Source organism: Pseudomonas sp. S3_A03, from assembly GCF_054668275.1.
Map to the genome: position 1 here is coordinate 5041650 of NZ_CP162753.1, position 15333 is coordinate 5056982.

General features: G+C 60.4%; 11 protein-coding genes and 1 other RNA gene. 8 read left to right on the forward strand and 4 right to left on the reverse strand.

Annotated elements, in window-relative coordinates; translation table 11 throughout:
• Positions 1–217: 217 nt before the first annotated feature.
• The 6 genes from AB4O25_RS23110 (at position 218) to AB4O25_RS23135 (ending at position 10221) form a co-directional block, all read left to right on the forward strand.
• On the forward strand, positions 218–1900 hold the full coding sequence (locus tag AB4O25_RS23110) for a fatty acid--CoA ligase (protein WP_068937027.1): 1683 nt from the start codon (positions 218–220) through the stop codon (positions 1898–1900).
• 331 nt (positions 1901–2231) lie between these two features.
• Complete coding sequence (locus AB4O25_RS23115) at positions 2232–4094, forward strand: DUF1302 domain-containing protein (protein ID WP_017526164.1); 1863 nt, start codon at positions 2232–2234, stop codon at positions 4092–4094.
• A gap of 44 nt (positions 4095–4138) precedes the next feature.
• Positions 4139–5503, forward strand: a complete 1365-nt coding sequence (locus tag AB4O25_RS23120; protein ID WP_017526165.1) for a DUF1329 domain-containing protein — start codon at positions 4139–4141, stop codon at positions 5501–5503.
• Between the two features lie 242 nt (positions 5504–5745).
• Positions 5746–8475 (forward strand): LuxR C-terminal-related transcriptional regulator, encoded by a 2730-nt coding sequence (locus AB4O25_RS23125; protein ID WP_460150005.1) that lies wholly within the window; start codon positions 5746–5748, stop codon positions 8473–8475.
• Positions 8476–8593: 118 nt separating this feature from the next.
• A complete protein-coding gene (locus tag AB4O25_RS23130) occupies positions 8594–9238 on the forward strand; it encodes an MBL fold metallo-hydrolase (RefSeq protein WP_017526167.1) in 645 nt (214 codons plus the stop codon).
• Positions 9239–9447: 209 nt separating this feature from the next.
• A complete protein-coding gene (locus tag AB4O25_RS23135; protein WP_017526168.1) occupies positions 9448–10221 on the forward strand; it encodes an OmpA family lipoprotein in 774 nt (257 codons plus the stop codon).
• Positions 10222–10289: 68 nt separating this feature from the next.
• Here the strand turns inward: AB4O25_RS23135 and AB4O25_RS23140 are convergent, their stop codons facing one another.
• The 4 genes from AB4O25_RS23140 to AB4O25_RS23155 form a co-directional block, all read right to left on the reverse strand.
• Entirely contained in the window at positions 10290–10871 is a 582-nt protein-coding gene (locus AB4O25_RS23140; RefSeq protein WP_017526169.1) for a BON domain-containing protein, read from the reverse strand.
• Positions 10868–11461 (reverse strand): phosphoheptose isomerase, encoded by a 594-nt coding sequence (locus AB4O25_RS23145; protein ID WP_007904374.1) that lies wholly within the window; start codon positions 11459–11461, stop codon positions 10868–10870. The genes AB4O25_RS23140 and AB4O25_RS23145 overlap by 4 nt, the downstream gene beginning before the upstream one ends.
• Before the next feature lie 92 nt (positions 11462–11553).
• Positions 11554–11925 (reverse strand): YraN family protein, encoded by a 372-nt coding sequence (locus AB4O25_RS23150; protein WP_017526170.1) that lies wholly within the window; start codon positions 11923–11925, stop codon positions 11554–11556.
• The gene (locus AB4O25_RS23155; protein WP_460150006.1) at positions 11925–13736 is read right to left on the reverse strand and encodes a penicillin-binding protein activator; all 1812 of its coding nucleotides are present in this window, start codon (positions 13734–13736) and stop codon (positions 11925–11927) included. Before AB4O25_RS23155 ends, AB4O25_RS23150 begins: the two co-directional genes overlap by 1 nt.
• Before the next feature lie 176 nt (positions 13737–13912).
• Between AB4O25_RS23155 and rsmI the strand changes: the two genes are divergently transcribed.
• Together rsmI and rnpB are read left to right on the forward strand one after the other, a co-directional pair.
• Positions 13913–14818, forward strand: coding sequence for a 16S rRNA (cytidine(1402)-2'-O)-methyltransferase (gene rsmI, locus AB4O25_RS23160; RefSeq protein ID WP_460150007.1), 906 nt, complete (start codon positions 13913–13915; stop codon positions 14816–14818).
• A 95-nt stretch (positions 14819–14913) separates the two neighbouring features.
• Positions 14914–15264: RNase P RNA component class A (rnpB, locus tag AB4O25_RS23165), an RNA gene on the forward strand.
• Positions 15265–15333 lie beyond the last annotated feature (69 nt).

The following is a 15333-nucleotide window of genomic DNA, read 5'->3' on the forward strand; positions in this document are numbered from 1 at the left end:
CCCGATAGCGGTGGATCAGTTGATAAACATTTGCCTGAAACGCCGCCATCGGGGGCAAGCCCCCTCCCACATTGATCTTTGTGAGTCCAGGATGGTGGCGCAAAGCTAGTATTTGCCGGGCTCTGCAAATCATTCCTTTGGCTGATTTGGCTGAAACATAAGCGCTCTACAGTGCAGATCGTTCAGCCAAGACCGTGCAGTCATAAAAGGGATTCGTATGTTGCAGACCCGTGTTATCCCCCCCGCCGAAGGTGCCTACCAGTACCCGCTGTTGATCAAGCGTTTGCTGATGTCCGGCGCCCGCTACGAAAAAACCCGGGAAATCGTCTATCGCGACAAACTGCGTTACACCTACCCGACGCTGATGGAGCGGGTTGCGCGCCTGGCCAATGTGCTGACCGAGGCCGGGGTCAAGGCCGGTGATACCGTGGCGGTAATGGACTGGGACAGCCATCGCTACCTGGAATGCATGTTCGCCATCCCGATGATCGGCGCGGTGATCCACACCATTAACGTGCGTCTGTCGCCGGAACAGATTCTCTACACCATGAACCATGCCGAGGACCGTTTCGTACTGGTCAACAGTGAGTTCGTGGGGCTTTACCAGGCGATTGCCGGGCAACTGACTACGGTCGACAAGACCCTGCTGCTCACCGACGGGGAGTCCAAAACCGCCGAGTTGCCCAGCCTGGTAGGCGAGTACGAAACGCTGCTGGCCGCCGCCAGCCCTCACTACGACTTCCAGGACTTTGACGAGCATTCCGTCGCCACCACCTTCTATACCACCGGTACCACGGGCAATCCCAAGGGCGTGTATTTCACCCATCGCCAGCTGGTACTGCACACCATCGGCGTGGCGACCATCATGGGCAGCGTCGACAGCGTGCGCCTGCTGGGCACCAACGATGTGTACATGCCGATCACACCGATGTTCCACGTGCATGCCTGGGGCTTGCCGTATGTGGCGACCATGCTCGGCCTCAAGCAGGTTTACCCTGGCCGCTACGACCCGGAATACCTGGTGGAGCTGTGGCGCAAAGAAAAGGTCACCTTCTCTCACTGCGTGCCGACCATCCTGCAAATGGTGCTCAATGCCAAGGCTGCCCAAGGCGTGGATTTCGGGGGCTGGAAAATCGTCATCGGCGGCAGCGCGCTCAACCGTACGCTGTATGAAGCGTCCAAGGCCCGTGGTATCCAGCTGACCGCCGCGTACGGCATGTCCGAGACCGGGCCGCTGGTGTCCTGTGCCCATCTCAACGAAGAACTGCTGGCCGGCGGCGAAGACGAGCGCATCACTTACCGTATCAAGGCGGGGGTGCCGGGGCCGCTGGTGGAAGCGGCGATCATGGATGGCGACGGTAACTTCCTGCCCGCCGACGGTGAGTCCCAGGGCGAGTTGGTGCTGCGCGCGCCGTGGCTGACCGAAGGCTATTACAACGAGCCGCAAAAGGGCGCCGAGCTGTGGGCCGGTGGTTGGATGCACACCGGAGACGTGGCCACGCTGGACGCGTTCGGGGTGATCGATATCCGCGACCGCATCAAGGATGTCATCAAGACCGGTGGCGAGTGGATTTCCTCGCTGGCTCTTGAGGACCTGGTCAGCCGTCACCCGGCGGTACGCGAAGTAGCGGTGGTGGGCATCGCCGATCCGCAGTGGGGCGAGCGCCCGTTTGCGCTGTTGGTGGTGCGTGATGGCCATATGATAGGGGCCCGCGAGCTCAAGGAGCACCTCAAGCCTTTTGTGGAATTGGGCCATTTGAGCAAGTGGGCGATTCCGAGCCAGATCGCCGTTGTTACGGAAATTCCCAAGACCAGCGTCGGCAAGCTCGACAAAAAACGTATCCGCATTGACATCATTGAATGGCAGGCCAACAACAGCACCTTCCTGTCCACCCTCTGACGCCCTTCGCCGTGCCCGTTCGGGCACGGCAATGCTCTATCTTGCGCCTTCACTTGTGATTTACGGATTTTCAGCCATCCTCTCCGCGTCGGCCTTCGCCGGCATGGCGAAAGGACTGTGGCAGACGGGTCGGTGATGCAAATCACACTTTAGAGGGATCAAGCGGTACCCCCTGCTGGCTATAGTCCCACCATGGGTTTTTCAAGGATGCGTCGCTTCGGGCCATGGAGGTTCAGTTGCCAGGCGGCATTGGAATCGTTGTATTCCGGCCGATACAAGCATCACAGAAAGAACTCACTGCCATAACAATAATGCACATGGAGTAGCGTCGATGACCTCAGTAAACCAGTTCTGGCGCCGGGCAAGATTGCCCCTGGCCGTCAGCCTCGCCTCTACGCTCGCCGGGCCTGCATTCGGCGTCAGTTTCAATATCGGTGAAATCGAAGGGAGCTTTGACTCGTCGCTTTCTGTGGGGGCGAGTTGGTCGACGGCCAAGCCCAATCGTGACCTCATTGGCGTCAACAACGGTGGCAAGGGGTTGTCCCAGACTTCCGATGACGGTCACTTGAACTTCAAGCGCGGGGAAACCTTCTCGAAGATCTTCAAGGGTATCCATGACCTTGAGCTGAAGTACGGCGACACCGGTGTGTTTGTGCGTGGCAAGTATTGGTATGACTTCGAACTCAAGGACGAGAGCCGTGAGTTCAAGGACATCAGTGACAACAACCGCAAAGAGGGCGCCAAGTCGTCCGGCGGGCAGATTCTCGATGCATTTGTCTATCACAACTACACCATTGCCGATCAGCCCGGTAACGTGCGGTTCGGTAAGCAAGTAGTGAGCTGGGGTGAAAGTACCTTCATCGGCGGCGGCATCAACTCCATCAACCCGATCGATGTGTCCGCATTCCGTCGTCCGGGAGCCGAGATCAAGGAAGGCCTGATTCCGGTCAACATGTTCTATGTGTCGCAGACCCTCACAGATAACCTGTCGGCGGAAGCGTTCTACCAGTTGGAATGGGACCAGACCGTTACTGATAACTGCGGCACCTTCTTCTCGCAGCCTGATGTTATTTCCGATGGCTGCAGTAACAATTTGCGGGTGCTGAACAGTCGTCGCTTCCTGCCTGGCGCAGTGCTGCCAGCGCTCGCCGCAAATGGCGTCGACGTCAACAACGAGGGCGTATTGGTGCGTCGCGGCCCGGATCGTGATGCGCGTGACAGTGGCCAGTTCGGTGTCGCGTTCCACTACAACTTCGAACCTCTGGACACAGAGTTCGGCGCGTACTTCATGAACTACCACAGTCGTGCGCCGATCTTCAGTGCCCAGGGCGCCCCACAATCGAAATACACCGGCGCAACGCCAGGTGTGCCTGGTCAATTGCGTCCCTTGGTGGTCGCGGGCAACTCCAATTATTTCGTTGAGTACCCGGAAGATATTCGTCTCTATGGCTTGAGTTTCTCCACCACTCTGCCCACGGGTACTGCATGGAGCGGCGAGTTGAGCTATCGCCCTAATGCGCCGGTACAACTGAGCACCACGGACATACTTTTTGCCGGTGTTACGCCGCTTCCGCCGTTCAACAATGCGTCGGTATTGAAAGGGTCGCCGGGGCAGGACTTGCATGGCTATAACCGTAAGGAAGTCACCCAGTTCCAAACTACGTTCACGCACTTCTTCGATCAAGTCATGGGCGCCAGTCGCTTGACCACCGTCGGTGAAATCGGCGTGACCCACGTCGGTGGGCTGGAGAGTAAATCCCAGGCGCGTTATGGCCGCGATCCCGTGTTCGGTCCGGGCCAGTTGCCGGGTGGTTTCTGTACCGCACTCAACAACTCCACCGCTCAAGGCGGCGGCCAGGCCAATGCCTCCAACCTCAACACCAACTGCAACAATGATGGTTTCACCACCGCCACGTCATGGGGCTACCGCGCACGTGCAATCTGGGAATATCCGGATGTGTTCGCCGGCGTCAACCTCAAGCCAAACGTGGCGTGGTCCCACGACGTGAAAGGTTATTCGCCAGGTCCTGGCGGTAACTTCGAAGAAGGTCGCAAGGCGGTCAGCCTGGGCCTGGATGCCGAGTATCAGAACACCTACACCGCCAGCCTGGCTTACACCAACTTCTTTGGTGGTGATTTCAGCACGGTAAATGACCGCGACTTCGTCGCGTTGAGCTTCGGCGCCAACTTCTAAGCACACTTTTTTCAAGTTGCAGGCATTTCAGGAAGAACAAGAACATGAAAATAACCAAAAGTCTGTTGCACGTGGGTGTGCTTGGGCTGTCGATCCTGGCGAGCAATGTCATGGCGGCAGTGTCGGCGGATGAAGCCGCCAAGCTGGGCACGACCCTGACGCCGATGGGCGCGGAAATGGCCGGTAACGCGGCCGGCACCATCCCGAAATGGTCGCCGATGCCGACCAACGCCGGCGCTGTGGATGCCAAAGGTTTCCTCGCCAACCCGTACGCCAGTGAGCAACCGCAGTTCACCATCACCGCGCAGAACGTCGAGCAGTACAAAGACAAGCTGGCGCCGGGGCAGTACGCGATGTTCAAGCGCTACCCGGAAACCTTCAAGATGCCGGTCTACCCGACCCATCGTGGTGCCACGGTGCCGGCGGAGGTGTTCGCCTCCATCAAGAAGAACGCCACCACCACCAACCTGGTGTCCGGCGGCAACGGCCTGGAAAACTTTGAAACCGCCGTGCCGTTCCCGATCCCAAAAAGCGGTGTGGAAGTCATCTGGAACCACATCACCCGTTATCGCGGCGGCAGCGTGACGCGCCTGGTCACCCAGGCTACGCCGCAAACCAACGGTTCCTACAGCCTGGTGTACTTCCGCGATCAGTTTGTGTTCCGCGACAAGATGAAGGATTTCGACCCGAAAAACCCGGGCAACATCCTGTTCTACTTCAAGCAGCAAGTGACGGCGCCGGCACGTCTGGCCGGTGGTGTGCTGCTGGTGCATGAAACCCTGGACCAAGTGAAGGAGCCGCGTTCGGCGTGGGTCTACAACGCCGGCCAGCGCCGTGTGCGCCGGGCACCGCAAGTGTCCTATGACGGCCCGGGTACCGCCGCCGACGGCCTGCGCACCTCCGACAACCTCGACATGTACAACGGTGCGCCGGATCGCTACGACTGGAAACTGGAAGGCAAGAAGGAAATCTACATCGCCTCCAACAGCTACAAGATCGACGATCCCAAGCTCAAGTACGCCGACATCATCAAGGCCGGCCACATCAACCAGGACCTCACGCGCTACGAACTGCGCCGCGTCTGGCATGTGGTCGCCACCTTGAAGGAAGGCCAGCGTCACATCTATGCCAAGCGTGACTTCTACATCGACGAAGACACCTGGCAAGCCGCGGTGATCGATCACTACGATGGTCGTGGCCAACTGTGGCGCGTCGCCGAAGCCCATGGCGAGAACTACTACGACAAGCAAGTGCCGTGGTACGCCCTGGAAACCCTCTACGACCTGCAGTCCGGCCGCTACCTGGCCCTGGGCATGAAGAACGAAGAGAAGCAGGCGTATGACTTCGGCTTCACCGCCACCACCAGCGACTTTACCCCAGCGGCCCTGCGCCAGGATGGTGTTCGCTAAGCAGCAGCGGTAACCCAATGTGGGAGGGGGCTTGCTCCCGATAGCGGTGTGACAGTCAGCATAGGCATTGACTGATCCACCTTTATCGGGAGCACGCCCCCTCCCACTTTTTGTTTGTTGCGATATTTTTTGTCTCAGTTCTTTTTCAGGCAAATGTTGCAAAGATCTACAAAGCAGCGGCTTTTACCGCTAGTCTGCGGACATCTGCAATGCCGACAACAGCCTTCTACAAGAGCCCGGCGATGACTGATCTGTCCCGAATCCAAGGGCCTCCCAGTGCGGTGATCCCAACCCTGGAAGGTCGCTTCTACAGGCCTCCGCTGCCCGACGGCTACGTGCCGCGACCGCGGCTGTGCGAGCGGCTGAGCGCCGGTCTGCAAGGGCGACTGTTGCTGGTCAGCGCACCGGCCGGGTTCGGCAAGAGTTCGTTGGCCGTAGAGTTCTGCCAGAGCCTGCCGGCGCACTGGCAAAGCCTGTGGCTGGGCCTGAGCCCGCGAGACAACGACCCGGGCCGGTTTCTTGAGCGCCTGCTTGAAGGCTTGCAGCAGTACTTCCCGCAACTGGGCAGCCATTCCCTGGGCCTGTTGAAAATGCGCCAGCGGCACCAACCGTTTGCCTTTGAAGAGTGGCTTGACGGCTTGCTTGATGAGTTGGCCGTTCACCTGTCTAGTCGCGCGCCGCTGTTGCTGGTGCTGGATGACTACCATCTGGCCCAGGGCCCGGTGCTGGATCGCTGCCTGCAATTTTTCCTCAACCATTTGCCTGACGGCCTGCTGGTACTGGTGACCAGTCGCCAGCGCCCTGACTGGCACCTGGCACGCTTGCGTCTGTCACGGCACTTGCTGGAGTTGCACGAACAAGACCTGCGTCTGACCCATGCCGAATCCCTGGCGGTGCTGGACCGCCACAGCAGTTCCCTGAAGGGCGAGGCCCTCGACAACCTGATCCGCCGCAGCGAGGGTTGGGTGGCCGGCCTGCGTTTCTGGTTGCTGGCCGCGTCCGAAGCCGGCAACGAAGGCGCGTTGCCGCAAAGCCTGCACGGTGGGGAAGGGCTGATCCGCGACTACCTGCTCGAAGAAGTGATCGACTGCCTGCCCGCCGAAGTGCAGGCGTTCCTGTTCGACACCGCGCCCCAGGAGCGCTTTTGCAGCGAGCTGTGCGATGCCGTGCGCGAAGCCCACGACAGCGCGGAAATCCTGCGTTATCTACAAGCCCATCAAGTGTTTTTGGTGCCTCTGGACGAGCAGGGGCACTGGTACCGTTATCACCACTTATTCTCCGACCTGCTGCGCACCCGACGCGCAAGCAACAACCTATTACCCGCCGCCAGCCTGCACCTGCGCGCGTGTCGTTGGTTCAATGGCCAAGGCCTGATCGACGAGGCGGTGGAGCAGGCGTTGCGCGCCGGCCACCTCGATGTGGCGGCGAACCTGGTGCAGAACCTGTCCGAGGAACAGCTGCTGGCCGAACAGAATGTGGGCATGCTGCTGCGCTGGAAAATGGACCTGCCCGACAGCCTGCTGATCAGCACGCCGCGTCTGATCGTGCTGTACAGCTGGGCATTGGGGCTGGCCTGCCAGTTGGATGCGGCGGAAGAGCTGTCCGGCTACCTCAGCCGCTTCCTGCCGGCGCCGTCGGCCACCGCACAAAAGTCGATGCTGGCCCAGTGGCTGGCGCTGAGCGGAATTATCGCGCGGGGCCGAGGTGATCGTGAGTTGACCCAGCGCTATTGCAGCGAGGCCCTGGAAAGCTTGCCGCAGCGGCGGTACGGCCAGCGCCTGGTGTGCCTGTCGACGCTGTCCAACCTGGCCATCGCCGATGGCGATCTGTGGCGCGCCCGCGGCTTGAACCGTGAATCCTTGGAGCTGGCGCAGCGGGTCGGCAACCCGCTGTTCGAGGCCCTGGCCCACTATGACCGTGCGCGTGTCCTGCAGGCGCGCGGCGAGATCCTGCGTGCCCTCGATGAGGTGCGCCAGGGCCTGCAACGTTTGCAGGGCCTGGCGCCGCAACGCTTGTACGCGGTGCGCGCGCGCCTGTCGTTGTACGAAGGGTACTTGCTGTTGTTACGCAACCAGCCCGACGCCGGCATCAGCCATCTTCGCGCAGGCCTGGCCGAAGCGCGTGCCTGTCGCGACATCAGCGTGCTGATCGGCCATTGCGTGATCGCCAGCTTCGAAGGGCGCCGTGGTGACTTTGCCAAGGCCTTCGCCGAACTGGCCGAGGCGGAGCGCTTGATGCACATTTGGGATGTGCCGCCGATCTACTACCTGGCGATGATCACCCTGATCAAATGCGAACTGTGGCTGGCCCAGGGCCGCACCGACCTGGCCGACGCCTGGCTGACCCGACTGGGGCAGACCTATAACGGTGAGCAGGCCGCCGCCGCGCCGGAGTTTCATCCGCACCTGCCGCAACATATCGGCCTGCAACAAGCCGCGCTCGATGCCGTCCGCCATCAACCCGACGCGGCATTGCAACGGCTCGCTGCACTGGCACAGCGGGCCCATGACAGCGGGCGCCTGATGATTGCCCTGATGGCGCTTACCCAACAGGCGCAGTTGCTGCTCGATGGCGGCCAGGAACTCAAGGCACGGCCGGTGTTGGCCCGGGCGCTTGAAACGGGCGCAGGCGGGGCATTGCAACCCTTCCAGCGCTTGCTGGACAGCTACCCGGACTGGATGCGCGAGCAGTTGGGCAAAGACCCGCACGGCTTACTGAGCCAGAGCCTGTCGGCACTGTTGCCGGCGGCCGTAATAGCCGAAACAGTGTCCAATCACGAAACCCTGAGCGTGCGTGAACTGGCAGTCCTGCAACTCATCGCCCAAGGTTGCTCCAACCAGGAGATCAGCAACCGGTTGTTTATCTCCCTGCACACGGTCAAGACCCACGCCAGCCATATCAACAGCAAACTTGGCGTGGAGCGACGCACCCAGGCGGTCGCGCGGGCGCAGGAGTTGAGGTTGATTGGTTAACGCCTGACCGCTTGCTCACCGGGGGCCGCGAAGCGCCCACCTACTCTGGTTTAATAGTGCAATTATTCTGGCGATAGCCGCCCGAACACCGCATTTGATGTGCACTAGAGGTCCGTTCATGGAAACCGCAACACCATCCCTCATCCGCGAAACCTTCCCCGTCGGCCCTTTGCAGTGCAACTGCACCATCATCGGCGACTCCCTCACCAAAAAAGCCATCGTGGTCGACCCGGGCGGCAATCCGGAATTGATCCTGGCGCGCCTGGATGCGCTGGGTTTGAAGGTGGTGAGCATCATCCATACCCATGCCCACCTGGATCACTTCCTGGCCTCGGGCCAGTTGAAAGAGAAGACCGGCGCCACCTTGCACCTGCACAAGGACGATCAGTTCCTGTGGGACAACCTGGAAATGCAGTGTCAGATGTTTCGCGTGCCTTACACGCCAGTACCGTCTCCGGATCGCTGGCTGGACCACGATGAAGAGTTGGCCTGCGGCTGCGGCGTAGCGTTGCACACTCCGGGCCACACGCCAGGATCGATGAGCTTCTGGTTTGCCGATGCCAAGTTACTGATTGCCGGAGATACGTTGTTTCGACGTGGCGTAGGGCGTACGGATTTGTGGGGCGGGGACCAGGCGACCCTCGTGCGCTCGATCAAGCAGCGCCTCTACACGCTGGATGAGGGCGCCACGGTGGTAGCGGGGCATGGGCCCGATACGCGGCTGGGTGATGAAATGCGCGAGAACCCGTTTGTGCGAGCGTGATGGGCAAGCGAGCAATCTGTTGTAGCAAAACCGCAGGTTGTGTTCAGCCTGCGTCTGCTACGGTTTCACAGCAGCGGCAGGCCGAATCTTTTGTTACGGCTCGGCGCGCGCCAACGGAATCTTTGCCGTTTGTCGTGTTCAAAACTGCGCACAGGTCCATTGCCAATTGTCCTCTGCACCACAGAATGCAAAAGTAGGAGCTCACCTTAATGTTCACTCCGCGTCGTCTGCTTGTTGTCGCCACCGCCGTAGCCATGTTGTCCGGCTGCGCTTCACCTAATCCTTATGATGGCAGCAGCCAGGGACAGGCGAATAACGAATCCGGCGGTATGAGCAAAACCGCCAAGTACGGTGGGCTCGGTGCCCTGGCGGGTGCGTTGGCTGGTGCGGCCATCGACCATAACAACCGTGGCAAGGGCGCGCTGATCGGTGCCGTTGTTGCTGGTGCAGGTGCGGCCGGTTATGGATACTACGCTGACCAGCAAGAGAAAAAGCTGCGCGAAAGCATGGCCAACACCGGGGTTGAAGTGCAGCGCCAGGGCGACCAGATCAAGTTGATCATGCCGGGCAACATCACCTTCGCCACCAACTCGGACGCGATCTCCAGCAGCTTCTACCAGCCGCTGAACAACCTGGCCAACTCCCTCAAGCAGTTCAACCAGAATACGATCCAGATCGTCGGCTACACCGACAGCACCGGTAGCCGGCAGTTGAACATGGACCTGTCCCAGCGTCGTGCGCAGAGCGTGGCCAACTACCTGACGTCCCAAGGTGTGAACGGCGCCAACCTGAGTGCTCGCGGTGCCGGCCCGGACAACCCGATTGCCAGCAACGCCGACGTCAATGGCCGCGCGCAGAACCGTCGCGTAGAGGTCAACCTTGGCCCTATCCCTGGCCAGCAATACGGCCAGCCGTCGGGCCAGCAGCAGGCACCTCAGCAAAACAATCAGTTCCAGGGCAACCCGTACCAGCAGTATCAATAAACGCTGGCCACAAAAAAGGGCGCCGTGCAGTCAATGCACGGCGCCCTTTTTTGTGGCTGTCGGTTACATCAATCGATGTATTCGAACACTTTGACGATCTTCTGTACGCCGGACACGCCTTGCACCAGGTTGGCGGCGCGGGTGGCTTCGGCCTGGGTCAGCAGGCCCATCAGGTAGACGATGCCGTTGTCGGTGACGACTTTGATGCGCGAGCCGGGGATGGCGTTGTCTGTCAGCATCTGCGCCTTGATCTTGGTGGTCAGCAGCGCATCGTTGCTGATGGCCAACAGGGTGATCGGGTCCATCACTTGCAGTTCGTTATGGACCTTCTTGACCCGCTGCACCGAAGCGGCGGCTTGTTCGGCCTGGGCCTTGAGGTCGGCGCGCGGGGTTTGACCAGCCAGCAGTACCACGCCGTTGAAGCTGGTTACGACGATGCGCGATGCACCGTTGCCCAGGTCCGTTGCGGCTTTGGCGATGTTGACTTCAACCTTGGTTTCGATCAACGAGTCGTCAATCTTGCTGCCGAAGGTACGGGTGCCCTTGTCATCCTGAATAGGGGTGTCACGTGTCGCAGTGATTGCCGTGCTGCAGCCGCTGATACCGAGGCACAGCGTAATGGCCAAGAGGCCGAGGCGGTTAACGGTCATTCTTCACTCCCAAACAGTTGGCTGTCGATCAGATCGCACAGGCAGTGGATCGCCAGCAGGTGGACTTCCTGAATACGTGCGGTGACATTGGCCGGGACGCGAATCTCGACATCTTCGGGCAGCAGCAGCGAAGCCATGCCGCCGCCATCGCGTCCGGTCAATGCTACGACAATCATTTCGCGATCATGTGCGGCCTGGATCGCTTGAATAATATTCGCCGAGTTGCCACTGGTGGAAATCGCCAGCAGCACATCGCCTGGTTGGCCCAGGGCGCGGATCTGCTTGGAGAAGATTTCGTTGTAGCTGTAGTCGTTGGCGATCGAGGTGATCGTCGACGAGTCGGTGGTCAAGGCGATGGCCGGCAGGCTCGGGCGCTCACGCTCGAAGCGGTTGAGCAGCTCGGACGAGAAATGCTGGGCGTCGCCGGCCGAACCGCCGTTGCCGCACGAGAGCATTTTGCCTTCGTTTAGCAAGGCATTGACCATGACCTGACTGGCTTGCTCGATGTGCGGTGCAAGTACGTCCATCGCCTGTTGCTTGGTGTCGATACTGGCCTGGAAAAGCTGGCGAATTCGGGATTGCATGTCCATCTGTGTGACCTTAAGTAGCGCGGCTGTTTGGCACAGGAATGTGCAGCCCGCAAAGCAAAGAGCAAAAGTGTGTGGTGAAGATGTCCGGCGAATCAGCTGTCGAAGGCATCTTTGAGCCAGTTCAGATCAGCGTTGCCTGACGGTGTGCTTTCTATGGCAACCACGTCGAAACGGCAGGGGGAATCGGCCCAGCGATGCTCTTTTTGCAGGAAAAACTGCGCGGCGAGTATCAGCTTTTGACGCTTGCGCCCGTCGATACTGGCGAGCGCGCCACCCCATTGTGCGTGTTTTCTGTAGCGGACTTCGACGAATACTACTGTATCGCCGTCAAGCATGACCAGATCAAGCTCGCCGCGTTTACACAACCAGTTCTGCGCCAGAAGGCGCAGACCCTGTCGTTGCAGGTGGTTCAGCGCTTGCAGTTCGGCATCCTTGCCGCTTTGTGCGCTGGACCGCTCGGGCATCAGCGCGGGGTATCCGGCAGACGTTGGATATCGCCACCGACGAACTTCGCCCATGGCATCTGGCGGTCAACGCGTTGGTTGGCGCTGATGCCCAGGTTGCCCGAGAGGCCATCCACACGGGTGTCCGGCAATGCTTTGAGCTGGCCCAGGCGTGGTGCCAGGCGGTAGGCATCGACACCCATCGCGTACAGGCGGCCGAGGCTGCCATTGGCTTGTGGCCATTGTGCGGCAACCTGGTTGCGCAGCGGGTCGGTGGTGTTAAGCAGCCAAGGGGTTTCGCAGAACATCACGTTGGTCATGTCCAGGTACTGGTTTTTGTCACCGCTGGCGCTGAATACGTGGGACGTCGCGTACACCGGTACGTCACCTGCATATTGGAAGTTCAGGGTCGGCTTGATCTGCTGGGCCAGTTGCGGGGTGACGGCCAGGAAGATGAACTCGATGTCCTGGCGACGCGACGGCTGCGCCGCTACGTCAGTGCCGACGGTGTTTTGCAGGCTCTTGGCGCGACCTTCGCTTTTACGCAGTTGGAACAGGTCGGCAATCTGTTGGGCCAGGGCAACCGGCTGATCCACGTACTCTACGCCGACCACGGTGCCGCCATTGGCTTCCCAGTCCTGGCGGAACGCCCTGTAGACGCGCTCACCCCATTCGCCACGCGGCACCATGGCAGCGGCGCGGTGCAAGCCGTCGGCACGGGCACGGCGCGAGACTTCGCGGGCTTCATCCTCGGCGGCCAGGCCGAACTGGAACAGTTGCGCCGGGCCCCGATCGGTCTCGCTGTAGTTAAGCGCCAGGGTGGTGATCGGCAACTGAGCGCGCGCGCTGAGTTGCTTGACCAATGGTTTTTCCAGCGGGCCGACCACCAACTGCACGCCGGCGGCCTGGGCCTTGGCGTAGAACTCGTCGATGGAGTTCAGGCGTGAGCTGTCATAGAACTCGATGACCGGAGGTTTCTGCCCGGCTTGTTCAGCCTGGTAGTGAGCCGCCATGAAGCCTTCGCGCAGCGCTTTGCCGACAGAGGCCAGCGGGCCATCCTGTGGCAGCAGCAGGGCGATCTTGTTAAGTGGTTGGCTGGCCAGTTCCTTGAGCTTGGTCAGCGGAGTGGGCAGTTGCACGGCCGCCGGGTGCCCCGGGTTCTGTGCACGCCAGGTGTCGATAGCGGCCTGCTGTTGCTCCAGCGTGCCGGCGCCCTTGATCGATTGGGCCAGGGTGATCCAGCCGTCCAGCACCGGGTTGCCGCTGGCCTGCAACTGTTCGGCAGGCAGGGCGGCAATCAAGGTCCAGATGGTTTCGTGGTTGCTCTTGGCGGCATCGCCGGTCAGCAATGGCGCCATGGCGACACGCTCACGCGCCGCGGCGAGGGTCTGGCCGTCGGCTTCATAGGCACGGGCATGCACGCTGGCGGTGCGAATCTGCTGTTCCGGCGGCAAATCCTTGAGGTTTTGCAGGCTCGGATGGTTCAAGGCGGTCAGCGCCGCCTTGGGCTGGTTGCGCGCCATGGCCAGTTCGGCAGCCAGGGTGCTGGCAAATACCTGCGCGGCCGGCTTGAGGGTATCCAGGGGCACCTGCGTAAGAATCTGCGACGAGCGGCCAGGGTTGTTCTGTTTGTAGGCCAGGTCCGCCGCACTCAGGCGCAGCAATGCAGCCTTTTCTGGCGTTTTGGCGGTAGTGGCCTGTTCGAGCAGTTGCTCGATACTGGCGTCCGGGGTCCGTGGAAGGTCGCCAAGGCTGGACGAGGGCGAGCTGGCGCAAGCGGCCAGTAAGGCAGCGAGGCAGAGGGCGGAGAGCAGCCGCAGGCAAGCGATCATGTAAGTGTTCCTGATACCGATCAAATTAGCGTGGAAGTGTACCCAAGCACTGGCCCAGGCGCGATGTTACTGGCGTGAAACCGTCGATTTAGGTCGTGCAAATGTTGCTGTCAGTGATCAACGGCTGAAAAGGCATCGGCCGTGATGGCATTTTTTAAAGGCGTCTACGCGCTACAATGCCGCTTTTGCCAACCATCGAGGTGTGCGTTTTGACTGCTCCAGGTCCTTTGAATTCCACTGCAGGCTCGCTTTTTGTCGTGGCGACGCCCATTGGCAACCTGGACGACATCAGTGCGCGGGCGCTGAAAGTGCTGCGCGAGGTTAGATTGATCGCGGCGGAAGACACGCGCCACTCCCAGCGGTTGATGCAGCATTTTGGTATCAGTACGCCATTGGCCGCATGCCACGAGCATAACGAGCGCGAAGAAGGCAGTCGTTTTATCGTGCGCCTGTTGGCCGGTGACGATGTGGCGCTGATTTCCGATGCGGGCACGCCGCTGATCTCAGACCCCGGTTATCACTTGGTTCGCCAGGCGCGGGCCGCGGGTATCAATGTAGTGCCTGTTCCGGGTGCGTGCGCGCTTATCGCGGCATTGTCGGCGGCGGGCCTGCCGTCCGACCGGTTTATTTTCGAAGGTTTCCTGCCGGCCAAGGCAGTGGGGCGGCGCGCACGTCTTCAGGCGGTAAAGGAAGAGCCACGCACGTTGATTTTTTACGAAGCCCCGCACCGTATCCTGGAATGTCTGCAGGACATGGAATTGGTTTTTGGCGGCGATCGCCTGGCGTTGCTGGCGCGTGAACTGACCAAAACCTTTGAAACCCTCAAGGGCCTGCCACTGGAGGAGTTGCGCGCCTTCGTCGAGGGCGACAGCAATCAGCAACGCGGTGAGTGCGTGGTGTTGGTGGCCGGCTGGACGGCGCCGGAGGCTGAAGACGCCGTCGGCAGCGAGGCCATGCGTATTCTGGATCTGCTGCTCAAGGAAATGCCCCTCAAGCGTGCGGCGGCCCTGGCGGCGGAAATTACCGGTCTGCGCAAGAATGTGTTGTATCAAGTGGCGCTGGATAAACAGAAAGCCGAATAGTTCCGAGGTTAAAGCGGTATTACGTCTGAACGTGATGGCCATGCTGCACTTTAATACTTGTCCTGAGGCCGTCGTGCCGTTAACCTGCGCGGCGGAGAGTCGATTGGACAGTCGCTGCCCTCTATGAAAATTAGGGGGAGGAAAGTCCGGGCTCCATAGGGCGAAGTGCCAGGTAATGCCTGGGAGGCGTGAGCCTACGGAAAGTGCCACAGAAAATAACCGCCTAAGCGCTTCGGTGCCGGTAAGGGTGAAAAGGTGCGGTAAGAGCGCACCGCACGACTGGCAACAGTTCGTGGCTAGGTAAACCCCACTTGGAGCAAGACCAAATAGGGTCCCAAGGCGTGGCCCGCGCTGGGACCGGGTAGGTTGCTAAAGGTGTCCAGTGATGGCCATCGTAGACGAATGACTGTTCAAGACAGAACCCGGCTTACAGATCGACTCTCCACCTTTTTCCTTCTGCTCGACTCTCGGGCAGAAAACCGGTAGTAACGCAAGAATCCCTCCCTGCCAAATCA

What these genes read in the sequence shown, in the direction of transcription:
- AB4O25_RS23145 (WP_007904374.1), bottom strand. Translation starts at nt 11,461, where the DNA reads ATGGACATGCAATCCCGAATTCGCCAGCTTTTCCAGGCCAGTATCGAC.
- AB4O25_RS23135 (WP_017526168.1), top strand. Translation starts at nt 9,448, where the DNA reads ATGTTCACTCCGCGTCGTCTGCTTGTTGTCGCCACCGCCGTAGCCATG.
- AB4O25_RS23130 (WP_017526167.1), top strand. Translation starts at nt 8,594, where the DNA reads ATGGAAACCGCAACACCATCCCTCATCCGCGAAACCTTCCCCGTCGGC.
- AB4O25_RS23140 (WP_017526169.1), bottom strand. Translation starts at nt 10,871, where the DNA reads ATGACCGTTAACCGCCTCGGCCTCTTGGCCATTACGCTGTGCCTCGGT.
- AB4O25_RS23110 (WP_068937027.1), top strand. Translation starts at nt 218, where the DNA reads ATGTTGCAGACCCGTGTTATCCCCCCCGCCGAAGGTGCCTACCAGTAC.
- AB4O25_RS23150 (WP_017526170.1), bottom strand. Translation starts at nt 11,925, where the DNA reads ATGCCCGAGCGGTCCAGCGCACAAAGCGGCAAGGATGCCGAACTGCAA.
- AB4O25_RS23155 (WP_460150006.1), bottom strand. Translation starts at nt 13,736, where the DNA reads ATGATCGCTTGCCTGCGGCTGCTCTCCGCCCTCTGCCTCGCTGCCTTA.
- AB4O25_RS23115 (WP_017526164.1), top strand. Translation starts at nt 2,232, where the DNA reads ATGACCTCAGTAAACCAGTTCTGGCGCCGGGCAAGATTGCCCCTGGCC.
- AB4O25_RS23120 (WP_017526165.1), top strand. Translation starts at nt 4,139, where the DNA reads ATGAAAATAACCAAAAGTCTGTTGCACGTGGGTGTGCTTGGGCTGTCG.
- AB4O25_RS23125 (WP_460150005.1), top strand. Translation starts at nt 5,746, where the DNA reads ATGACTGATCTGTCCCGAATCCAAGGGCCTCCCAGTGCGGTGATCCCA.
- rsmI (WP_460150007.1), top strand. Translation starts at nt 13,913, where the DNA reads ATGCCGCTTTTGCCAACCATCGAGGTGTGCGTTTTGACTGCTCCAGGT.